General features: G+C 38.4%; 17 protein-coding genes. 6 read left to right on the forward strand and 11 right to left on the reverse strand.

The genetic code is table 11. The annotated features are described in order from the left end of the window. The 3 genes from CHB71_RS09935 to CHB71_RS09945 all read left to right on the forward strand — a co-directional run bounded on the left by CHB71_RS09935 (nucleotide 1) and on the right by CHB71_RS09945 (nucleotide 7364). Nucleotides 1-6210 carry a PKD domain-containing protein gene (locus CHB71_RS09935; protein WP_089356756.1) on the forward strand — a complete coding sequence of 2070 codons (6210 nt, stop codon included), beginning with the start codon at nucleotides 1-3 and terminating at the stop codon, nucleotides 6208-6210. Nucleotides 6211-6391: 181 nt separating this feature from the next. Further along, entirely contained in the window at nucleotides 6392-6883 is a 492-nt protein-coding gene (locus tag CHB71_RS09940; protein WP_089356757.1) for an Lrp/AsnC family transcriptional regulator, read from the forward strand. After that, nucleotides 6876-7364: a phosphoribosyltransferase domain-containing protein gene (locus CHB71_RS09945; RefSeq protein ID WP_089356758.1), complete on the forward strand. Its 489-nt coding sequence runs from the start codon at nucleotides 6876-6878 to the stop codon at nucleotides 7362-7364. Before CHB71_RS09940 ends, CHB71_RS09945 begins: the two co-directional genes overlap by 8 nt. Here CHB71_RS09945 and CHB71_RS09950 read toward each other — a convergent pair. The 9 genes from CHB71_RS09950 to CHB71_RS09990 all read right to left on the reverse strand — a co-directional run bounded on the left by CHB71_RS09950 (nucleotide 7361) and on the right by CHB71_RS09990 (nucleotide 18934). Beyond that, nucleotides 7361-8404 (reverse strand): hypothetical protein, encoded by a 1044-nt coding sequence (locus CHB71_RS09950; protein ID WP_089356759.1) that lies wholly within the window; start codon nucleotides 8402-8404, stop codon nucleotides 7361-7363. The two genes, CHB71_RS09945 and CHB71_RS09950, sit on opposite strands and share 4 nt — an antisense overlap. Nucleotides 8405-8410: 6 nt before the next feature. After that, entirely contained in the window at nucleotides 8411-9370 is a 960-nt protein-coding gene (locus CHB71_RS09955) for a bestrophin family protein (protein ID WP_089356760.1), read from the reverse strand. Nucleotides 9371-9372: 2 nt separating this feature from the next. After that, complete coding sequence (locus CHB71_RS09960; protein ID WP_144017386.1) at nucleotides 9373-10446, reverse strand: glycosyltransferase family protein; 1074 nt, start codon at nucleotides 10444-10446, stop codon at nucleotides 9373-9375. A 13-nt stretch (nucleotides 10447-10459) separates the two neighbouring features. Beyond that, nucleotides 10460-11824 (reverse strand): sensor histidine kinase, encoded by a 1365-nt coding sequence (locus CHB71_RS09965; protein ID WP_089356762.1) that lies wholly within the window; start codon nucleotides 11822-11824, stop codon nucleotides 10460-10462. Beyond that, on the reverse strand, nucleotides 11814-13127 hold the full coding sequence (locus CHB71_RS09970; RefSeq protein WP_245811255.1) for a sigma-54-dependent transcriptional regulator: 1314 nt from the start codon (nucleotides 13125-13127) through the stop codon (nucleotides 11814-11816). Before CHB71_RS09970 ends, CHB71_RS09965 begins: the two co-directional genes overlap by 11 nt. Before the next feature lie 179 nt (nucleotides 13128-13306). Further along, entirely contained in the window at nucleotides 13307-14767 is a 1461-nt protein-coding gene (locus CHB71_RS09975) for a TolC family protein (protein ID WP_089356764.1), read from the reverse strand. After that, complete coding sequence (locus CHB71_RS09980) at nucleotides 14764-16098, reverse strand: HlyD family secretion protein (RefSeq protein ID WP_089356765.1); 1335 nt, start codon at nucleotides 16096-16098, stop codon at nucleotides 14764-14766. Before CHB71_RS09980 ends, CHB71_RS09975 begins: the two co-directional genes overlap by 4 nt. Then, nucleotides 16098-18260, reverse strand: coding sequence for a peptidase domain-containing ABC transporter (locus CHB71_RS09985; RefSeq protein WP_089356766.1), 2163 nt, complete (start codon nucleotides 18258-18260; stop codon nucleotides 16098-16100). Before CHB71_RS09985 ends, CHB71_RS09980 begins: the two co-directional genes overlap by 1 nt. Then, a complete protein-coding gene (locus tag CHB71_RS09990; RefSeq protein WP_089356767.1) occupies nucleotides 18257-18934 on the reverse strand; it encodes a TetR/AcrR family transcriptional regulator in 678 nt (225 codons plus the stop codon). Before CHB71_RS09990 ends, CHB71_RS09985 begins: the two co-directional genes overlap by 4 nt. A 400-nt stretch (nucleotides 18935-19334) precedes the next feature. On the opposite strand from CHB71_RS09990, the gene CHB71_RS09995 reads away from it, so the two are divergent. From CHB71_RS09995 to CHB71_RS10005, 3 genes are all read left to right on the forward strand, one after another. Further along, nucleotides 19335-20582 (forward strand): efflux RND transporter periplasmic adaptor subunit, encoded by a 1248-nt coding sequence (locus CHB71_RS09995; protein ID WP_089356768.1) that lies wholly within the window; start codon nucleotides 19335-19337, stop codon nucleotides 20580-20582. A gap of 57 nt (nucleotides 20583-20639) precedes the next feature. Beyond that, entirely contained in the window at nucleotides 20640-21350 is a 711-nt protein-coding gene (locus CHB71_RS10000; RefSeq protein WP_089356769.1) for an ABC transporter ATP-binding protein, read from the forward strand. A 91-nt stretch (nucleotides 21351-21441) separates the two neighbouring features. Then, complete coding sequence (locus tag CHB71_RS10005) at nucleotides 21442-22779, forward strand: TolC family protein (protein ID WP_089356770.1); 1338 nt, start codon at nucleotides 21442-21444, stop codon at nucleotides 22777-22779. A 27-nt stretch (nucleotides 22780-22806) separates the two neighbouring features. Here the strand turns inward: CHB71_RS10005 and CHB71_RS10010 are convergent, their stop codons facing one another. Both CHB71_RS10010 and CHB71_RS10015 read right to left on the reverse strand, forming a co-directional pair. Then, entirely contained in the window at nucleotides 22807-23610 is an 804-nt protein-coding gene (locus tag CHB71_RS10010; protein WP_089356771.1) for a hypothetical protein, read from the reverse strand. Further along, a complete protein-coding gene (locus tag CHB71_RS10015) occupies nucleotides 23573-24361 on the reverse strand; it encodes a UDP-2,3-diacylglucosamine diphosphatase (RefSeq protein WP_089356772.1) in 789 nt (262 codons plus the stop codon). Before CHB71_RS10015 ends, CHB71_RS10010 begins: the two co-directional genes overlap by 38 nt. Nucleotide 24362: the final 1 nt, after the last annotated feature.

Raw genomic sequence — 24362 nt, forward strand, 5'->3', positions numbered from 1 at the left:
ATGAGATTATTAATTTACTTTTTTCTATTCATTGCAATTAATCAACTGCATGCACAGAACCTCTCTGTGAGTGCGCCTGATACATTGTGTAGTCAAGAGATTGTTAACTTCGAAAACTTAAGTAGTGGAATTGACAGTGTCCAATGGGATTTTTGTCCTGGAGATTTGGCATTCACTCCATCAAATTCTTCAACTTATGACATTCCTGCGAGCACAACAAGTTTAGATGAAATTGAAGTGGTATTTGACGGCTCCAATTATTATGCATTTGTTCTTGGACTTAATAATACCCTTGGTCGCATAACTATTGGAGACTCCCTGACAGATAACCCATCAGCGTTTACTAATTTTGGTACTGTTGGATCCATTTCAAGTCCGAGACGTTTGAGCCTTATCAAACAGGGAGGCAATTGGTATATTTTTATATCCAATTTGACTAGTAATACAGTATCTAGAATTGATTTTGGAGACGATCTTGGAGCCAATATCTCCGCTTCAACAAATTTAGGCAATCTTGAATCTGAACTAACCCAACCTTTTGCAATAGAAGCTTTAGAGGTCAATGGTAATTACTATCTCCTGGTAGGAAATCATAGCGCAAAAACCGTAAAAATTTTCAACTATGGTGCTTCATATTCGAATGCTCCAACCTTAATTAATACAATCGTAGCACCGTCAGGTTTAGGTAATATGACCTCAATTAAGACATTGGCTCTGGATGATGAATTGCATATAGTGATTTCTGGACAATCAAATGGGTACGTATACGCTCTCAGTTCTAATTTGAGCAATTCTGCTACTCAAATTCATGATCTTGGATCATTGGGAGCGCTCACAAACCCGCGAGACTTAGATGTATTATATGATAATGGGGAAATTCAGGTTAATGTCATGAGCATTTCAGGCAATCATTATTCATACAGATTTGATGAGCAATGGAATTTTCTGGCATATACTGATTACGGCCAAGTAACTGAAATAAGCGACACCAGATCAATTGATTTTAATAAACAAAACTCTCAATGGACTGGATTTTCTATAAACAGGAGCACAAACAAAGAATTGGTAGTTATTCAATATCCAAATGAATGTGGCAGCACTAAAAATTCCTCCACACTCGATGACCCAATGGATGTTGCCTACGACTCATTAAGTTGGAATTTCTACACTGTTCATGGTTTTTCTGATGGTTACAGATATCATTATAAAGATTCAATCTTCATTAAAGGATTATCTTCAGTCTATTTTGATGTGGATTTAGCGTGCACAAACAGTGCGAGTGTCTTTTCTTCATCTTTAGAAATACTTGAAACTACTGCCGTATCATTTAGTTGGAATTTTGATGATCCTTCAAGTGGAGCATCCAATACAAGTTCAGATGCAAACCCAACTCATGTTTACAGCTCACCGGGAGATTATGATGTTATTCTATCAGTTTCTGATGATTGCGGTATCACTATGGACACAACGATAGTATTAACCGTTTTCGATGAAAATGACTTAAAGCCCGGGTTTGATCAGACTACCTCATTACTCTGCTCAAATAGTAATATTCAATTTAATGACACTTCGAATTTCATCTCGGATGAACCCCAATTATGGGAATGGTATATAGACGATAGCCTTGCCTCTACGGAGCAACATCCGATTTTTAATTTTTCTGGTTCTGGTTTCTACTCAGTTCGCCTAGACGTGGAAGGTTTAAGTGGTTGCATTAAGTCAGCGGAAGAAATAATTGAAATTCAGGAGGGTCCCGGAGTAACAATTTCATATGATAATAATTGCTTTGGATCCGAAGTAAATTTTTATAGTACTGTAGCTGGTGATGATAGTGGAGGATATAGCTGGGATTTGGATGGTGATTTGGTTGAAGATAGTACAATCCCAAATCCGTCATTTGAATATTTAGTAAGTGGAGATTATACAATTACGTTAATTGTTTCTAATGGTATTGGATGTCAGACTGAAGTAACTTTAGATTTAGAGGTTCCAGGTATTGATTTTATTGACTTTAATCTGAATACGGGAACTGAAAATTTGCCTGTTGATTTAAATGCATTAGATGAAACGATAGTAAATGATTCTGTAACTAACTGGTCATGGGTGTTGAATGATACCATATTTTCTAATGATCAGAATACCGTATTAACTGTTAGTGAGCCCGGTGAATATTCTGTGTTATTAATAGGGCAGTCCGCTCAAGGATGTACCGATTCATTGACAAAAACTCTAACTATTGATGAGGCTATTTCACCATCACCCTCTTTTACATTTAAGAAAGATGTTTGTCTTGATCAATCAATTGAATTACTTAACACATCAGTAAATGCCTCATCGTTTGAGTGGGATTTTTGTCTGGAGGACTTTACTGAAACGCCGACAGTTGACACTACGACCTTCAACGGATTGAGTGCTTTATATGGGTACAAACTATTTCAGGAAAATGGAAACTGGATTGGACTGTTGACGGAAAGGGACGCGAATGCAATTTATAGACTTGAATTTGGAAACTCTCCCCTTAATCAGCCAGACATTACAAACCTTGGAAATCTATCGGGTTTACTAGATGGTCCAGTCGGATTTGATTGCGTTTATGATAATGGGAATTGGCATTGCTTTTTAGGATATTTTGACAATAACCACGAAATAATCAGGCTTGATTTTGGAAGTAGCCTCACCAATGACCCTACAGCAATTGGAATAGGATCGTTCGGGATTTCTGGAAGGATTAGGGACTTGGCTATAGTTCAACATTCGGATAGCAGTTATTTAGTTCTTCCTTCATACTCTTTCAATTCACTTACGATCGTGAATTTGGGAATTTCTGTTACAGATGAAGTTGCCAGTGAGGATATAATCACAACAAATCCTATTTCTGGGTCACAAAATATTAATGGAGTCTCGGTGTTAAAGCATAATAGCAGTTGGTTGGTTTTTGTGAGCTCACTGTCCAATAGTGTTGTTCAGAAATTGGATTTTGGAGAGACTATCTTCAATAGTACTCCTACAATAGCAGGTACCTACTCATTCAGCACAGTTAATAGGCCATTTAGGTTATCATTCATAAAAAGCGGGGCTAATTATTTTGGCGTTTTAGGAAATGACGGCTTACCATTTTCAATCATTGATTTTTCAGATTTTAGCAGTGTTCCAGTTGAACTAACTAACATGAGCTTTCCATCTTTGTATGGAATAGATGTAATAAAGTATGATGGAGAATTTATCGTGCAAGGAGGATTTAATAATAGCATGATATCCACTACTTTTTCTAAATCGTGCACCGATTCACAAATGTCGAATGAGATAAACCCTATTGTTACTTACACTTCTTCTGGTGACCATGTGATCGAGCTAGTTGCGACTAACGACTTAGGAAACAGTGATTTCTATTTAGATACGATTCAGGTAAGTATAAATAGTGCTCCGATAGCTAATTTTTCAATCAACGAGTCCAGATGCGTATCAACTGCAAACATTTTTACAAGCTCAACGGCTGGACTGACGTATTCCTGGGACTTCAATAATGATGAAATAGAAGACAGCAATGAAGAGAATCCACAGGTACTTTTTGACACCCTTGGAGGGCCAGGCACATATACTGTTCGTATAGATGTAAATGATGGTGCTTGTGACAACTTCTATGAAGAAGACATCACAATTTATCCCGAACCACCTACACCTACTTTTGATACTTCTTTCCCTTCATTATGTGAAAATGTCGCATTTAGCTTTACTAACACTATTGATAGCAGTGCATATGATAGCTTACTAGCATATCGATGGTTTTTGAATGGGTCAGAAATTGCAACAGATTACCACCTGGAATACTCATTTGATTCACCTGGAGAAAAAATAATTGGCTTGCAAGCGCATATCCCCGGATGTGAATCTGAAGTTGTACAAGACACTTTTAATATTATTACAACACCAACAGCAGATTTCGTTGCAGATACTATCTGTATTTCAGAAACATTATTCTTTTCAAATAATAGCCTAGATGCATCTTCTTATAGTTGGGATTTCGATGATGGAGAAACTTCTACAGCTTTTGAGCCGAGCAAAATTTATGCTGATACTGGAACTTATCAGGTTAGTTTGGAGGCATTCGATAGTTCAGGAAACTGCAGCGACGTGCTTATAAAAGAAGTGCGAGTAAATAGGAATCCACCAACACCGTCATATGATGTTGCATCGGTTCCACTATGTGTTGATTCCCAAATCACTCTTTCAAATAGTACTGATGATGATTCATTTAATTCTGAAGTATCCTATGTGTGGACGGTGACAGACTTGGGTACTTTTACTGATAAGGATATAAACCTTAATTTTTCTACACCTGGAGAAAAGATTATTGAGCTACAAAGCATTTATAGATCATGTGAATCTGCTGTCATAAGTCAAACAATCACGATTAACGACCTACCAACGGCTGATTTCACATCAAATTCAATCTGTGAGGATGAATCAATGCAGTTCACAAATACAAGCGAAAGTGCAAACTCCTATCTATGGGATTTTGGAGATGGGTTTACATCTACAGCTGAAAATCCTGGTCATATTTTCCCTGGGGCAGGCAATTATTCTGTTACCTTAACCTCAACTGATAACAATGGATGTGACAATACGATCGTCAAAGAAGTATCTGTTTCCGCATCACCCCAACCATCTTTCGACTTTGAAGTGCCTTGTACTTCTGAAGAAGGAACCCAGTTTTTTGATATGTCTACTGTTGCCGGCGCAGATATTGTCTCGTGGGTATGGGAAGTGGATGGCGTAGACGAATCAACTGAACAAAATCCGGTTATCAGCTTTGAAAGCTCGGGGACTAAAACGATTGGATTGACAGTTACCAGCTCTAATGGATGCGAGACGTACTATACAGAAGATATTGAGATATTAGATTCTCCACAACCAGATTTTACCGTATCAGTTGGTTGCCAGGGTGCAGAAACGACTTTCTTTGACAATACCAATTCAGCCGGAAGCTCAACTGTTTCATGGCTGTGGACGGTAAATGGAGTGAATTACACTACTGAGGATGTAACACATACTTTTGATGACTCTGGTGTATTTGAGGTGTCACTTGAGGTTACAAGCCAAAATTTCTGCAGTGAATCCATTACAAAAACAGTGGAGATACTGGAACTTCCTTCTGTAGACTTTTCAATTCAGGGGCAATGCGATAATCAATTGATTCAGGTTGATGACCAATCAATTGAAGGAAATGATCCAATAATATCCAGAACCTGGATGCTAAATGGTGAGCGTGTTGGCAATGGATCACAGTTGTTTTTAAATGAACTAATTGATGGGGCATATGAATTAGCGCTAGAAGTCGAAACATCATCGGGCTGTGTGATACAATCCAGTGAAACACTGGAGGTAAATCCTTCACCTACTGCAGCCTTCTCATCATCATCAACGTATGGATTGCCTTCAGATAATATCACATTCATCAACAGCTCATCAGGAGCTGTTTCATATGAGTGGTTATTAAATAGTGAGGCAATAAGTACAAATCCTGATCGTGAGATCATTGCATTTTCTGAGGCGGGTACTCACCTCGTAAGTTTGGTTGCTGAAAACAGTGTTGGGTGTAGAGATACAATGAATCAGGAGATATTGATAGCTATTCCGGAAGTTGATCTTGTGATTGAAAACCTGGATTTGGTTAAGGAAGATGGTCTTGGTAAGATTTTCATGAATGTTCAGAACCAAAGCAACCTTCCAATAGAAGTAGTGGATGTAGCGATTGTTTTAGAGAATCAATTTAGGGTCACTGAGCAAATTGCTCAATTTATAGGTGTTGGTGAGACTTCTTTGTTAGGGCTCAATATTGGTATTCCGGTTGAGGTTTCTGAGCCGGCTTATTTCTGTGTTGCTGTTTCGTCTCAATACACAGAGTTTGAGGATATGAATCCAATAGACAATGAAAGATGCCTGACAATAAAGCCTGATATTAAAGTTGAAAATCCATTCCCAAATCCTGTCACGGATCGGTTTCGATTGAAAGTAATAGTACCTGAAGCCGGAACTGCTAAACTATCGCTTGTTAATTCTGCAGGAAAGGTTGAGCAGGAGCAATCATTTGACTCTGCCCAGGGTCTAAACAACTTCTTCTTTGATATGAGTACACTAAACCCAGGAATCTATTTCGTTATGGTAGAAGTTGCAGGTGAGACTCATAAAAGAAAAGTCATAAAACTTTAATCCTCACTGATTAGGGTCATTTGTCAATTAATTGTTAAAGGTTTGTAGTTTATTTAAACGGTTGCCAAAATTTTTGTTAATCCTATTAACTTTGTGACGAAGAAAATTTTGTTGCAAATCGGAACTATTTAACAAATAAAGTCATTCGCACTTGAGACCGATCAAAAACAGACTAAAACAAATGAAAATTCAATCATCACGAATTAAACTTGACAAAATTGATCGCAAAATTCTGGATATTTTGCAATCAAACGCCAAAATCACCAATGCCCAGCTTTCAAAAGACATAGGGCTATCACCTGCTCCAACCCTAGAGCGTGTAAAGAAGCTAGAAACTTCAGGGATTATTAAAAGCTATCATGCCAAACTAGATACTGATAAGATTGGCCTGGGAGTGCACACCTTTGTTCAGGTTTCTTTGAAAGGGCATAATAAAAAAAATATTGATGCCTTTATTAATGAAATCAACTCTATTTCAGAAGTTATTGAATGTCATCATATCACAGGATCTGGTGATTTCATATTGAAAATCATTGCAAGCGATATCCAATCTTATCAAAAGCTGATGCTTGAAAAAGTCTCTGAGATAGATGTGGTTGACGGCTTGCAATCCATGATAATACTCTCTACTTTCAAGGACAGCAAAGTAATGCCTGTGCCTGAAAATGAGTGATAATCAAATCTTAACGCAACCCAAGGTTGATCAGATCATCCGAAGGATCGCCTACCAGATTTATGAAAATAACATGAATGATGAGGTGGTTCTTGTGGGTGTAGATTCTGGTGGAAGAAAGCTAGCCGATCAGATCAATATCACCTTGGCGGAAATTGCCGGGGAAAAAGCCGTTGTTCATACAATTTCGCTAGATAAGGAGAATCCGCTAAATAAGGATATCCTTTTAGATGGAGACGTTTCTGATCTAAAAAACAAAACAGTAATCCTTTGTGATGATGTACTCAATAGCGGTAGGACATTGGCATATAGTCTCACCAAACTTTTGACCCTTCGGGTGAAAAAAGTAGAAACGGCAGTGTTGGTACTTCGTACACACGGTAGGTTTCCTATTTACGCCAACTATAAAGGCTATGAACTTTCGACGACCATCAAAGAGCACGTGGAGGTTCGTCCCGGTGATGGGGTGTTCTTGAATTAATAGTCTTTATAAAGATTCGGCTTACGTGTCAGCATTTCCAGACTCATTTCGACCAACTCACCCATATTTTCACACGAAATAAAGTCTTTCTCCTCGTAAAATAAAGAAAGTTCCTTTCGCAGCTTTCTGATATTGTTTAGGTTAGAAATCGTGTCTTTTTTCATGGCAGACAGCAAATCATCCACACGTTTTCGCTCTACTTTCAACCGATTAGCAATGTTGGATCGTTCTTCACGCTGATACTGACGGACGGTCTCTGGTGTCATATGCTTGAGGCCTATCTTAATGATCGGATTGTTTTGTGTGTAATACTGTGGAAGATAAATAGCTCTTCTTCCTTCATACGATTGCTGATCAAAATCGATAGCCCGCAATCTGTATTCTACATCTTCAAAATCCGGAGTAATGTCAATCACAAAATTGCTGCTGTGCATATCTCCGAGTAACCGAACAAAACATCTCTCATTAAATTTCACAAACTCTTTGGCAAGCCTGATCTCATTTAAATTGGCACTTCCAAGATATTTTTTAATAAATAGTTCGGCAGGAATCCCAATAATATGCTCCTCAATTAAGGTTTCTCTATTCACCACATAGCTGATCTTATTAGGCGATAGCAGGTGCTCCAACTCTAGTCCGTAAATACGTGAGGCGTCAGCATTCTTGATGTAGAAATAGTCGAAATTGTCATTGATTTGATTGACCACCCGAATTCGAAATGGTTGAGTATTTCCATATGCACATAGGTCTACCCGGTCAATGATCAAGTGATCCATTACAGAAAGATCTCCGTCCGACTTCATGATAGCATACACTTTCTTTAGCGAAGCATTGATATGCACCATGTCTCCCTGAGGGAAGAAGACTGTTTCCCACAAGGTGTCATTACCTGCCTTATCATAAAGTGGAATGGAGTTGTCATATCGAAGTAAATCTCCATAATAGATGGGTAGATTGATTTCCCTGTCGTACTTCTTTATATAAGATCGAAGTGTTTTGCTGATGGGGAAGATCTCTTTTTTTTTACTAATTATAGCCATTGCGCATTAGTCAAGATATTTAACACCAAACTTTCCAATTTTTGGCTCGATAGGTGCCGGAACTGTTTCGCTTTTTATCATTTCCAATAGATCTATTTCGATGTTTCTTGTAATAGTACTTATAGGAGTATCCGCAGCTCTACCTTCAAACGGATCTTCAGTTACCGCCCCTGACTTTTCGAGAATGGTAAAAACAAAAGAAATAGCAATAGACATGGGGATCGAACCCCAGCCCATTTCCGGGGCAAGTGAGAATGGCAAACAGATAACAAAAAGCCAAAGGAATACACCAGTGAAATAATTATAATAATAGGGAAAAATTGTTCCTTTTATACGCTCAGCCATGCCTTGGAGACTATAGAACTCTTTGATTACGTTGGCTAGCTCCATGTGTCGAAAATCCTCAATTATGTTTGCTTCATATGCTTCCTGAAGTCGTTCGCTCTGTTTGTGTAACAGCTGAGTGGGTTTGTTGTGAACGCTCTTTATTTGTTCAATCTCCTCTTCAGAAAGATATTTTTCAAGATCATTCCAGTGATTATGCTTACGCAGATGCTTAATCAAAGAATACAACCATCCAATGTGCCGATTAATTAACTCCTTTCTCCATGTAAGTACCCTTTCGTCGGACACTTTGCCTTTTGAAAAATAACTTGATGAAAATGTGCAAATCATTACTCCAAAGGTTCTGCTGGCATTAACAATCCCTCCCCATATCTTTCTCGCTTCCCACCATCTGTCATAAGCGCTGTTATTTCTGAACCCAAGAAAGATAGCAAGAGCTCCTCCCAAGATGGTTACCGGAACAACTGGAAGGGTGATAGGGTTGAAAATAAATATCTCGGCAAATTGATACTGCAGAGTTGCAATTAAAGAGAAGGTCGTGAATAGAAAAATATTTCTTTTGTTGTAAAAAGCGATTCCCAGAACCTGCTTGAATGGGTTGTCAGAATATTTTATTAGCATCTTTAAATAAGTATTTCTAAAAAACGATCAGAAGAGGTGTCGCACCACTTTCGGAACTCGCTTCCCACCTCTTTGTGATTTGGAAGATAGTCTAACAAAATTTCTAAGTCAAAAAATTCACTTGATACGCCAGCGCCTGCCTGTTTTGCATCCATCGCATTACACGCTTGCTCATAATGACCTTCTACTGGAACCATCAAAACAGGTTTCCCCATATACATGGCTTCACAGACAGATTCAAACCCGGCGGTAGTCAAATATCCTTTGCAGGAGGACATTAGCTTGATAAATTTTATATCATCTAGCTGATGAAAAGTCAGGGTTTCATCCACTTTTAACTCTGCTGGCTCATCTTTTTTATCCCAAAAACAATGAATGGGTATGTTGGGATGTCGCTCATGAAAATCAAGAACTTCCTTTGAATAGCCATGATTTACTATGTAAACAAGGAAATGATTTTTTGACTGAGGCTGCTGAACTTTGATTTTATCTCTCAATAATGGTGGAACAACGTGGAGCTTTTTATTGGGCTCATCTTTCATGGGTTGAAATGATAACGCTAAAATCTTATTAGCACCATATGCAGCCAATCTGTTTCCGGCCAGGAGTGAAGCTTTATCATAAAACCTACCCTTGGGAAAAACAAAATCATTATGGTTGAGCAAAAATTGATGCGCCAAAGCAAAGTGTTTAACGTCAGGACGTTTAATAAAAAAATATAGTCCCCCCAGAAAGTCGTAAAAGTTGATGATTGCATCAGGTTGCTCATTCTTGACAATTTTGTCAATATGATTTACGCTATTTAGAAAAGTACGATACTTGCTGACATTAGATGTAAAAGTTCGTAAAACGTTGACAGATCGATTGTTTTTATCCGTGATGAAGTTAGGACTTTCAAGCTGTGTAACAGGGCTATTTATCTGTTCCAGAAAAAAAGATGGCAGAGCTCGTCGATTACTTTTCCCAACAATAATGTGAGACACATCATGCCCATTATTAGTCAAAATATTGAAAAGTGTAATAGCCTGGGTCATGTGCCCTCGACCTTCACCCTGAACGATAAAAATGTATTTCAACGCGAGCTATTCTTTAGCTCGCAAACTTAAGTAGAAACTCAGTGCCTTCGCCGATTTGTGACTTTGCGGTTATGTTACCCCCATGCTTCCTCATTATTTGCTTAGAAAGACTAAGTCCTATCCCCGAGCCATTTTTCTTTGTGGTGAAGAATGGGATAAAGATTTTTTTCAGTGCCTCTTCTTCGATTCCAGTTCCATTGTCAGCAACTGAAATGAATGCACCACCTCCTTCACTTGGCATGGCTGTTATCGTAAGCAGCTTATCTTCTTTATCTGTAGCTGCCAGTGCCTGAACAGCATTTTTGATCACATTGATTACGACCTGTTCAATTTGTTCACGATCAATATTCGCAGTGAGGCCCGGTTTGACGGAGCAATTCACCTTAATGGAAGCTTCTTCGATATCAGGCTTTAACAATATCAAAATTTGCTTGATCATGTCTTCTATTTCATGATTCGCCAGTGTTGGGTGTTTGATACGTGTCATGTTTCTAAAGTCAGAAACGAACTTAATCAAGCTTTCACTACGGTTGTGGATGGTTTTTAAGGACAAATGAAAATCTTGAATGGTATCATCATTTATTCGATTTACATCAGAACCAGTTTGTAAGAATTCATGTAACTCTGTTTCTACTGTGGCTGCAAGTGAAGAGATTGGTGTTACTGAATTCATGATTTCATGGGTCAGAACCCTTATCAGGTTTTGCCATGCCTCCATCTCTTTTTCTTCGAGCTCCGACTGAATGTTTTGGATGGAGATAAGTTTAAACTGTTTCTCTCTAAGAGATAGTTCGATTGCATAAACAGCCAGCTGCACTTCTTCTTCATTTTTCGAGATTTTTACCAGGTCGCGACCCCCTGTTTTCAACTCTGTGAATGATTCTTTAAGTGCGGGATGGTCACGAGCAACCTGGCTTATATTTTTGATAAGCTTGATTCCAAGTAGCTTCTTTGCCGCATTATTCATTATTTGAACTTCACCTTCACGATCGAAGGTGATAATACCAATACCAATATGCTGAACAATAGTTCTTAGGTACTGATGTTGTGCTTCCTTATCTGCTCTGATTTCACGAAATTTCTTTAGTATTTCATTGAACTCATGATAAAGTAAGTCTCTGCTGGAGCCGGTTTTTCGCTCGGGATAGGTATTTGTAAAATCATCGTAATGAATGCTTTCAAGAAAGTGAACAATCTCCCTGTTAGACTTTTCAAGAAAATTATAAATAGACCAACCTTGAAAAAACACAAGTAGGAAAACCAGGAATTTGGTAAAGAAATATGACTCTGAATAATTCAGGTGTGTAAATAAAAACATGGTGAGCAGGAGCAAAACCAGCCTGCCGATTAATTGAAATCTAAATGATTTATAAACCATGTTTTTCTAGTCTACGGTATAATGACGCACGAGTAAGTCCAAGCTCTTTTGCAGCCTTGGAAATATTCCCCTCATATTTATTCACCACCTTTTGAATGGTTATTTTTTCCATATCATCCAGATTATAAGAGTCTGGTTCTAACGAAAGGTTGCTTTCCGGCTTTTGAGCCAGAAAGAAAAAATCTTCCGGCATGAGTTGGGAGTTGTCGCTCATGATAATAGCCCGCTCTATGGCATGCTGTAACTCTCGAATGTTTCCCGGCCAGGGGTACTTCTGTAGCTTACCAACAGTAGAAGGAGCTACTCCATCAATACTCTTCCTATATTTTCCAGCATACATTTTCACGAAATGATTTGCTAGTTGCTCGATATCCTCCATTCGTTCGCGAAGAGGAGGTAGGTGTATTTCAACCGTATTTATTCTATACAGTAAATCTTGCCTGAAGGTATTTTCATTCACCATTTCATATACCGGCATATTGGTAGCGCTTACTAAGCGTATGTCAATTGGTATTTCCTGGTTACTCCCGATTCGGGTGACCTTTCTATTTTGAATAGCTGTTAAAAGTTTCGATTGTAGTGGCTGACTTAAGTTTCCAATTTCGTCTAGAAAAAGGGTGCCACCTGAAGCAACTTCAAATCTTCCTGCTCTATCTTCTTTTGCATCCGTAAATGAACCCTTCTTGTGTCCAAAAAGCTCACTTTCAAATAAGGACTCGGTAATTGCTCCCATGTCCACACCAATAAAAGGCATGTCTTTTCTCAGCGACTTTTGATGAATAGCACGCGCAATCAGCTCTTTTCCAGTTCCATTTTCACCGAGAATCAAAACATTCGCATCTGTTGAGGCTACCTTATCTATTAGCTTAAATACTTTCTTAATGGCATCACTCTCACCGATGATATCTTTAAAAGCTTTGCTACTATCGGCTTGAAGTGTCTTGCTCGTTTGCTTCAATTTGGAGACTTCCTTACGGCTCTTTTTTAGTTTTGATGCACTCGAAAGTGTTGCGAGAAGTTTTTCATTTTGCCACGGCTTTAGCACAAAATCTGTGGCTCCAGCCTTTAAAGCTTTAACCGCCATTTCCACATCGCCAAATGCAGTTATTAAGATAACAACGGCTTCCGGTTCTTTTTCTAAGATTTGCTCCAGCCAATAGAAGCCTTCTTTGCCACTGGTGGTATCCTGACTGAAGTTCATGTCAAGAAGTATCACATCAAAACTGTCATTATTGACCAGGAATGGAATCTTTCTTGGATCTTTTTCAATTACGACCTCTTTGATATGTTTTTTAAGCAACATTTTAGCTGCCAGTAGCACATCTTCATCATCATCTATTATGAGTATTTTATTTATTTCTTCTTCCACCTGAGTTATTATTTTCTCCTTATTAACACGACAACTGTGCCAACCCCTAAAATAGGCTATTGGACATTATAAGAGGATAAAATTAATTATCACCTGTTCGATAATGAACAATGCTACTGACTATTTGTTGCAAAATCGAACATGTTTCCAAGTCCAAGCATTGGAGAGCCTACAACATGATAAAATTCGCTTTTGCTTTTTTCCAGCTTTATATAGGCTTCATAAAAATCAGTTTGTGCCTCTATGTACTTATCCTGCTGAATATTAAGCTTGAATAGGTCTGTTTCGCCATTTTGCAAATTGATTATCTCTGCCTGCAAAAGTCTTTGATAGTTGTTAGAAACTCCTTGATATTGTATCAGCAAGTCTTGAAACGCAATACTTTGAGCGTAGGCGGCTAAAATTTCGTTTCTTAATTCGACTTGGTTCTGTGCCAACTGATATTCGTTACTTTGTAGTTTCAGCCTGGTTTGTTCCAGCTTTCCACGCTCTTTTCTCAGCAGAATGGGAATTGAAAAATCGATCCCCATTTTATAATTATCTCCAAACTCAGGAGATTGTGCATCCAGGTTGGGGTTGAATGGGGCGTCAATAAATGAATAGGAAAGATCAATCTGAGGTTTAATACTTTCTCGCGCCCACTTCATGTCGGCGTTGAGCTGGTCTCTTTTTCCTTCCAGCTTGCTAATCTCCGGGTGATTTGTCATCGCAAACTCTATGGCGCTCCTCACACTACTGTCTTGTGGTGTTTCAAAAAGGGAGAGTGAATCCGGAAATACATTGGGTAATATTTCAAGTGGTATAAGATTTTCTGACCATAGGTGTTTTCCAAGACTTAACCTGGCGAGCTCATATTCCAGAGTTGCCTTTCTGAAATCAACTGTTCGCTTCTGAAAGTTAATTTTGGCTTGCAAAGTATCTACCACAGCTGCCTCACCGAATTCATAATCAATCAACGTTCGATCAAAAAGGTTCTGCGCTAAGACGATGGCCTGCTGCATTAAAGCTTGCTTTTGGCTGGCGAAATACCAATTCCAGTAATCCTTGATAATAGTAAATAGTACCTTGTTTATCTCCTTGGTTTGCTCAGCCTCTGCTATTTGTGAAAAGGCCTCTGCTTTTCGGATAGCGTTTCTTCTTTCATCATAAAACAAACCCTTACCGATAGGTATGGAAAGCCCAACAGCAATTTGTTCATTGTCTGTTTCAGGCATAATAAAGTTTTCGGGATTTAAATACTCACCGCTGTTTTTGTAAAACTCTACTTTTGGGTCAATCCCTATCCAGGTTGGTATTTTGAAAGAGGTACTTAGTAGATTGTAATACTCCTTTTCTTTGAATTCTTTCAGATTGAAATCCGCTTCTAATTTTGGGTCGAGGTTCCCGCGAGCCTCTCGAATTACTGCATCAGCATTTTGATTCAATAATTTGGCTTGTTTAACAATTGGATGATACGATAATGTCATTTTTATCACATCTTCCAGAGAAAGGTAGGTGGAGTCCGATACGGTAACCGAATCCTGACTATAAAGTGTATTTGTAGTGAAAAAAAGAAGTATCAAAAATTTTCTCATTTCTTCTTCTCATTTTCAACAACTTCACCATCTTCATAGATCATTGGAGGGAACCCATTCATCTGACGCCAGATTTCGTACCACACAGATACATTGTTTAACATTACCCATCCTTTAATTCCAGACCCCAATCTTAATTGTTCGGGCCATTTCTCATCCTCAGGATCAGGCTTTACTAAAATTCTGAACATACCGTTATTACTTTGAACGCGATCCACATTGGCTACAATTCCTCCGAAAGTCCCAACAGATACATTAGGCCATCCTGAAAACTGTAAAGCTGGCCAGCCATCAAATTGAACCCGCACTTTTTTGCCACTTTCAATAAGTGGAATGTCCATTGCCTTGACGTACATTTCCACTGCTTTGTCATCGGATTCAGGAAGGATAGTAGCGACGGCATCTCCCTCTTTAATGGTCTCACCAATCCCAACTTTTATTGCTTTCACCACATGTCCGCTTTGTGGTGCGATAATTTGATATTGCTCTCTTCTAATGCGCACATTAGATAGTTCGTTTTCCATTTTAGCTATCTGAGCCTTGGTTTCATTCAGGCTGGAAATTGTTTCATTTAAATTTGATTGAGCCTTGCTGATTTTATCTGCATAATCAGCATCTATTGAGGTAAGCTCCAATTCTGCGTTTGCAAGATCCGCTTTTCGTTGAAGCCATTCATTTTCAGCTTTTAGCACCTTGGCGGCACTCATCTGAAATTTCGATTCTATTTCCTGAAATTTTGTCAATGTAATGTTTCCGGCCTCATATCGATTTTTGTTTCGTTCAAAAATGCTCGTTGCGTTTTGATAATTTACCTGCTCGGCAACAAATTCCAGACTGTCAGCTTCAAGTTTTAAGGATGCTTGTTTTAGTTTATTTTTAGCCTGACTGTTTTTTGCAACCAATGCTTTTCTCAAAGCCACAATTTGGTTTCGAAGTGCAATAATTTTATTTGTTTTTGCTTCTTGCGAATTCTTTTTAGCCTCAAGTTGCTCCTCCATCCTGGAAATCAGATTAGGATCAAAGTACTTGTCCTTGATCTCAGTAATGCTGAGTAGCACGTCTCCCTTATTTACATAATCACCTTCGACAATATGCCATTGAGTTATTCTACCTGCTATGGCTGACTGAATCATTTGTGGTCTGTTTTTTGGACTCAGAGCCGTAAGCTTTCCTTTGCCTCTAATGTTTTGTTGCCAGGGGAGAAACAGGAAGAGAATAAAAAGGAAAGTGATAACCATGAGTACCTTGGCAACCATTCTTCCTATTCCCGGTGTTTTTAGGGTCCTAAGAGAATAGAGATGTGTTTCAGAAAGTTTATCTAAATGGTCCATTAGTAGATCTCTTTAATTATTTCGTCTCTTTTAATAAGCTCATCAAATGGTTCCAATGCTTTTGCTTCGCCATTTTCTAAATACAGCACTCGGTCACAGGCTGCCATCACCAGCGGGTCATTGGAAACAACTATTAAGGTCCATTTTTTATCTACTCTTGTTAACATTTCGATAAGCTTTAGTCGCTCGGCTTTAGTGAAATTGTTGAAAAAGTCATTGAGAATGAGCATAGCCGGTCTTTTCGCCAAACACCTTGCAAGAACAAGTTTGTTAACAAAAGAGGACGAAAATCCCTTTCCGGCACTGAGAATCTGTGTATTCAATCCATTTTCTAGTGCATTGATTTCCCTGGATAGGCCTACCTCTTTGATTGCAGCAATGGCATGGTCAATGTCAGAAGTTGGCTTACCTACCAGGATATTTTCCAAAACAGAGCCTTCAAAAATATCCTCCTGAGAAACGTTTTTACCTATCCTGTCCCTGATGTAGGTCGAATCCAGATCGCGGAGTGACAGGTCATTGTAAGTGAGGATACCCTCATAGTTTTGGTGAATTCCAGCAATGATGTTGGTAAGTGTAGTTTTTCCTGCACCACTACCACCGCTGATGCATAATGTGCCACCTTTTGGGATTTCAATGTTTAGATGGCTAAGTGACGGTCGTTTCGATCCTGGATATGTGTATGAAACATTTTCAAGTTTTACATCCAGACCTTCAGCCATTTGCGAATGAGGTATATCAATACCTCCAGACTCTTCAAGCGGCAAATCTGTGACATGAGATATTTTATCAACCGCAGTAAGCATATCATAAACGATATCCATATACATGATAATCTTTTCTACGGAGTTTAAAACCAGAATAATGATCACTTCAGAAGCTACGAACTGCCCGAGGGTAATTTCTCGCTGAACAACCAAAATAGTACCCAGGATTAGGAGACCTCCGGTTACGATCGCTTTGAATAGCAGTATAAATGAGTACTGCGAAATCAAAACTTTGAAATGAGCACTTCTATGTTTTAGGTAATTATTGACAAAATAGTCCGTCTTCTTCAAGGGTAGGATAGTGTTACCGGCTAGCTTGAAAGAATATAGCGTGCGCGCCATTTCTTCCAGCCAGTAGACAACCTTGTACTTGTATTTCGATTCTTGAATAGAGCTCTTTAACCCCTTTGGGCCTGTTAGATAAAAAATGAGGAATAAAAGGCCAATAAGACCAAGACCGAAAATGATGAAAAACGGGTGATAAAAAGATAGTAATAGCAACCCGAATAAAATTTGGATCAGACCAGTAGATAAATCAATTAGGAGCTTAGGTAATCCTTTCTGCAAGGTTAAAACATCAAAGAACCGATTCATGAGCTCCGGCATGTGCATATTGAGAACAGATTCCATCTTGATTCTGGGGACTCTAAATGCAAATTCAAAAGCAGCTTTCGTAAAGACCCTTCTTTGCAAATACTCCACAATGGTGATTTGCAAAACCTGAAGTACTCCTGTTCCTAATACCCCCAAGATGATCAGTGTTATCAATAAGTAGACAGAGCTAAAGACTACTCCCCCCGAGATAAGTTCTACAGCCGCTTGAATACCTAGTGGCAGGGTTAAGCTAACCAACCCTATCAAAGCTGCATATACATACACATAGAAAATGTCCTTCTTATCAGCCGACAGAAGATTGAACAGCCTTTTTACTGGAGTCATTAAAGAAGAATCACCGTCAGCATTGAAACTCTGATAGGCAAATGAAGTCAAAGTGAATACCTCACCTTCAGCATTAGTTGAGAATTTAAGCTTGTTGAAATCTGGTGTTCGGACTTCTCTCAATTGACCTGTTTGAGTGATGAACTCCAAAACGATCTCTTTTTTCTTCTTGCTAATAAAGGCAGGAAGAAACCCATCTTGTTCTAAAAATACAATTGTAGGAGAGCTACTATCAGAGATGAACTTCATTAGAACATCATGTTCCATGTGTTTTTCAAGAAGCACAATACCACTTTCATTTCCAGCTTCTATCAAATCCCTTTGAAATTCAGATAGCTCAGTATCTTCATAGAATCTTGAAATAATATCTACTCTTTCGAGTTTTGAAATATTTAAAGAGATATCCAGCTTAGTAGCGCATTCCTGAAGACACCTTATGATTTGTTGATTGTTCATTTTTTCAAAGAATTGAAAATGAGAGTTAATAGGTACTGGCGGCTTTGATCATAGATATTGCCATTTTTATCTAGATCAGATAGGCGCGGAAGATGTATAGCGAAAAATAATTGTTGATGGGCGGCTTCCAGACATGTACTTGATAATGAAACCGGGAATTCAAATTCTGGATTGATTTCCTTCATATAGGAGGCAATTGTTTCACAAAGCGATTTATAACCTTTAAACACACCTTCCTTATTGATCTGATCAACATTTTTGGTCAGATAAGTCTTGTCCGATTCGTTGATGACAATTTGTTGCAGCACTGATTCACTTATTCCTGGGAAATGATCATCATCATCCATCTTAGCTGTAATTATGCGAACAACAATTCGAAGCTTTTCTTCTGGAGTTAAAATGTTATTGGTTTCAAATGTGATTCGGTATTCCAGGTAGCTCCAGTACCAGGAGATAAGGTAAATCAATAAACGATGTTTGTTTTCAAAATAGCGGTAAATAGATGCTTCGGTGGAATTGATTACGGATGATAATTTTTTAAATGTAAAAGATTCAAACCCAATATCATTAATCAAAAAAATACTCTCACGTACTATTTTTTGACCTAAATCACTTGATTGCGGATCTCTTAAGTATAAAGCAGAATTTAATTGAATTTGAAGTCTTGCTATCATTGAATGCTATATGACTATCAAAGATAATAGTATTACTATCACAACCAATAATTTTCTTATAGGTTCACATTTTTTTTTCAGTGGAACTTTTACTAATATTGAAGTCATTAGTCCTTTTTATTTTGAGTTTTTGACCTTTGGGTTCAGGTGTTAGTCCTCCTGAACCTTTTTTTATGCCCTGGAGTCTGGGCTACAAATTCAAACGCCTACCTTCATATTGTTTTGTTTAGCGGACACTTATCAAGTGGTCGTAAGCGAACACTTTTCTGTACCATTCTGTACATGGATGAAACGCACATGAATTAAAATATCTTGTAAGTATCTGTTATATAGTGAGTTGCAATTAATGGCATCCTTCTTGGCATAGTGGACGATCGAAACCTAAACGACCAAATTGTCAATGGACAGAAAGATTAAAAAGAAAAAGTGGACCGCTAAGAAAATAGCCATTTATGCAGGAGCTGCATTGCTCGTAATTTTCATTGGTTACAACTTTTTCCTCTCTGGTGGTGGAACCAGACTCAACGTAGAAAGGAATAAAATCAATATTTCTACTGTACATGAAGGAGATTTTCAAGAATTTATCCCCGTAGACGGGAATGTGCTTCCTATTAAAACCATTCGGCTGGATGCAATTGAAGGGGGGGTAGTTTCCAGAAAGCATTATGATGGAGGTATTCTGGTAGAAAAAGGGGACACCATTTTGGAGCTGGCAAATAATGACCTTCTTCAAAGCTTTGTGCGGGAAGAGACGCAGGCTTTCATTCTTGTAAACAATCTGGAAAACACCAAACTTGGTCTCCAAAGGAATCAATTCGATCTACGAAGAAACCTTCTCGAGTTAGATTATCAAATCGATGCGGCTAAGGATGCGTTCGAACGTGGAAAAAAACTATATGATGATAGTATTATTTCAGAGCAGGAATTTTTGAACCTTAAGCGAGAGTACAACCGATTAAAGGATAATCGCAAGATTCAGATAGAGACGAATAAATTCGATTCTTTGAATGCGAAACTTCAAATCAGGCAAACAGAAGCAACACTCGAGAGAACAAGAGAGAATCTTGAGATGATTAAACGTAATCTTGATAACCTCTATATCAAGGCCCCAATAGAAGGTAGACTATCAACAGTGGACGTGGAAGTAGGGGAGTCAATTGCTCCTGGACAGAACATTGGACAGATAGATGATTTAAATGGATTTAAGGTTCGTGCAACTATTGACGAACATTATATATCTAGAATATATGCGGGCTTGAACGGAACGTTCACTTTTGCCGGAAATGATTTCGGTTTAGCGATTACAAAAGTGTATCCTGAGGTGAATAATGGCTTATTTGAAGTAGATATGGCTTTTGACACTATACCTAATGGAATCAGAAGAGGGCAGACACTTCAAATAAGATTGCAGCTGAGCGAGAATATCACAGCTGTTCAAATTCCAAGGGGTAGCTTTTATCAAACGACTGGAGGAAACTGGATATTCGTTGTAAATGAAGATGAAACGGAAGCAGTGAGAAGGGATATCAGACTTGGCAGACAAAACCAGCGATATTACGAAGTTGTTGAAGGATTGCAACCTGGAGAGAAAGTAGTTGTCTCTTCATATAGAGGATATGAAGACAAAGATATTCTGGTAATAAAGTAACCTAATTGAAAACAAAAAGTATTTAAAATAGACCCAAAGACTAAACTCAATAAAATCATGGAAAACGCTAAAGCACTTATTCAAACTAAAGATTTAAAAAAGTTTTACTACACAGACGAGATTGAAACAACAGCACTAGCTGGAGTGAACCTGACTATTAAAGAGGGTGAATTTGTTGCAATCATGGGCCCGTCTGGTTGTGGTAAGTCAACATTACTCAACATAATTGGACTATTGGACAATCCTTCTGAAGGAGAATTTCATTTTACAGACCTGGAAATTTCTAACTACAAAGAACGTCAGAGAGCGGATCTTAGAAAAGCGAATATTGGGTTCGTATTCCAGAGCTTTAACCTGATCGATGAATTGACAGTATTCGAAAATATCGAATTGCCATTAATTTATTTGAAGTACTCAGCAGCTGAAAGAAAGAAAAGGGTTGAAGAAGTGATGGAGCATATGAAAATCATGCACAGAAGAAATCACTTCCCTCAGCAACTTTCCGGAGGTCAGCAGCAAAGAGTTGCAATCTCAAGAGCTGTAGTTGCTAAACCTAAACTTATCCTTGCAGATGAGCCTACTGGTAACCTTGACTCAGCAAACGGACAAGAAGTAATGAACCTGCTTACGGAGCTTAATGAAGCTGGGACTACCGTAATCATGGTGACTCACTCGCCTGTTGATGCCGAGTATTCTCATAGAGTTGTGCACTTGTTTGATGGTCAGATTGTATCTGAAAACATCAATGCAAAAGAAGCTTTAGTGTAATCCTCTTCATACTTACACATACAGTTCTCATCCTGCCCGATTTAGGGTGGGTGAGAAACTGTACCTAAGAAAACCTAGAAAGTATTTTATTATGCGAAAATTTATTTTCGGAATCATATTATTTGCCAGTTTGACAATAGCCGCTCAGGAAGCCCAAGAGCTTTCATTGGATGATTGTATTTCCATTGCCATGGAAAAGAACATTGATCTTAAGCGAGCTAGAAACAATGAAATTAGCGCGCGGGCGAACCGTTTTCAGGCAATAATGAATTTCTTTCCCTCATTGACCGCAGGAATTAACTACGATTACTTTTTTGGAAACTTTTTTGATCAAAATGCAGCACGGCAAGTGTCCGCCACGACCAATAGCTCAAATCCAAACCTTTCATCTAGCGTCATAATTTTTAATGGGTTTTCAAATCAGTATAACCTTAAGCAAAGAGAAAGCGAACAAAGAGCGGCTGAAGCAGCGGTTGACAATGCACAATTGTCCGTGAAGTCAAACATCATGACTTTCTACTTAAATGCTGTACTAAGTCAGGAAAATCTCAGGATCGCAGAAGATCGGGTACGCTTATTAGAATCACAATTAGAAAGAGAAGAGAAAAGAGTTTCTGTTGGTGTGGGCAACCTGGATGCTGTATACAACCTAAGATCTCAGCTTTCCAATGAAAAGCAAAATTTGATTTCAGCAAAAAACACTTTAGCTACAAACGAGCTCACCCTGATTCAGGCAATGCAGCTGGACCCTTCCGATAATTATATAATTAAGCCAACTTCCATTCAGGAAGAGGAACTTTTAACAGAAATTGATCCATTCGATTTGGTGTTGTCAGATGCATTAAAAATAAACCCAGCTATAGATCAAGCGGGTGCAAATAAGGATGCCGCAAATTATTCATATAAAAGAACTTCAGCAGGACAGTTTCCAACCCTTTCGGCATTTGGAAGAATTGGATCTAATTATTCCTCAAATGGTGCAAGAAATCCAGAGACCGGCGATTTTGAGCCAAACGCAACATTTTCCGATCAATTAGACTTCAACAAATTTGAGTACGTCAATTTCCAACTGAATATTCCTATCTTCAATAGGTTTCAGACAAGAAGAGATATTCAGGTAGCAAGAGTAGGGGTTCTAAACGCAGAGCTTGATTTTCAACAAGCACAGAATTCAGTAACTAACCTTGTTCAGAGGGTTTATCTGGACATGTTGAATGCACAGACAACTTATCAATCCGCCAAGGAAAATCTTGAAGCTCAGCAATCCATCTTTGACTTTATTAAAAAGAGATTTGAAACGGGAAATACAGACTTCAATACGTATCAGGAAAGTCTAACGAATAAAAACCGAGCTGAACTGCAATTGGTTAACGCTAAGTATTCAATTGTATTCAGAAAGCAAATACTGGAACTGTTTAGAGGAGAGTAATAAGTGGCACGAACTTTCATGAGCTAGTTAGTCGTCAAGTTGATAGAAGGTTAACTTCTTGTTTTCTATAGATATCAAGGTATCATTTATCATCAAAATACCCAATGCCTCAGCATTTGGTACCTTCTTTTGTTCACCCAATGTTAAACCACCTATATTAACGCTAAAAAGAGTATTCTGGGCATACACATTGAGATCCCCTTTTTCGACATAAAAATTGCGAAGACCTATCAATGATATACTTTGAATATGTCCTCCGAACTGATCAAAAAAGTGCACACCCTTTTCATCACCGATGATCAGAAAATTTTGATATGCGAGCATTTGTCTGGTGGAGTCACCAATGCTAATCTGGACTTCCAGAACAGTGTTTTTCCTCCTGGGGTTAATTTTTTTTAAGCGTTGCGGGTTATTCTCTATTATCCATATGTCTCCATCTGGCGCAGGACATGCCATCATGGCAAAAGACACTTCAAAATCAGATATGGAATAGATTTTAGGAATTGCCGAAAATCGGTCTAGAATGGCAACCTGCTGATTATCATAATAGAATAGAAATGGCTTTAATGAATTTTGAACATCAATTAGCGTAATCGCGGAGGAGTTCGGCATAGAGAAATTCTCAAGTAATTTTCCTGTAGAATTGTGTCTACTTAAACTTCCGTCGGCAAACCCAAGAAAAATATTGGAACGTGAATCCATTGCAAAAGCAGTAGGTATTTGCTTGATCGCAATAGCAGATGTTTTCTCCCACGCTTGTGTATGTGCGAGCTGTGGAACTAGGATAACAAGACTAATCCTCAAATACTTTAAGAGCAGCTTTTTTCCCATCAAATTCCAAATACGTACAATGATTGATCCATTCACCTAAATTAAAGTAAGTGGAATTTTCCGAAACCTTTAGTTCGAGAGGGTGGTGCCGATGACCGAAAATGTATAAATCGTGGTGCGAATTATTTTCTATGTCTTCACAAAATTGAAATAGTCGCTCCTTTGATAAATCGATTGTATCACTTCTTTGATCACTAAAATCTCGCGAGCTATCAGCCCATGATTTTGCAACCCATACTCCAATGTTTGGATGAATCCATTGAAACAAGCCTTGTAGTAAGCGATTTGAAAAAAGTTTTTTTAAAAACTTATATGTTTTATCTCCCGGCCCCAGGCCGTCACCATGTCCTACAAAAATCTTAGTGTTATTTACCGTTAGCGTTGCTGGATTCTTATAAACAGGTATGTTTAGCTGATTCGGGAAATAATTCCGCATCCACATATCATGGTTACCAGCAAAAAAAATAATTGGAATGCCATTGTCTCTGAGCTCTGCGAGTTTTCCTTGAAAGCGTATGAAACCTTTAGGTATCGTTGATTTGTATTCAAACCAAAAGTCGAAAATGTCACCAACCAAAAAAATAGCTGCAGCATCTTTAGAAACATGCTGCAGCCATCTAATAATTTTCAACTCTCGATCCAGACTTTCTTTTTCATTAGGAGCTCCTAAATGAAAGTCACTGGCAAAATAGATTCTTTTGTCAGAAGGTAGCTCCTGAAAAGAGCTGATCTGCTCAGGATTCACCTTCATA

Origin of the sequence: Ekhidna lutea (assembly GCF_900188325.1) — a bacterium.
Taxonomy (GTDB): domain Bacteria; phylum Bacteroidota; class Bacteroidia; order Cytophagales; family Cyclobacteriaceae; genus Ekhidna; species Ekhidna lutea.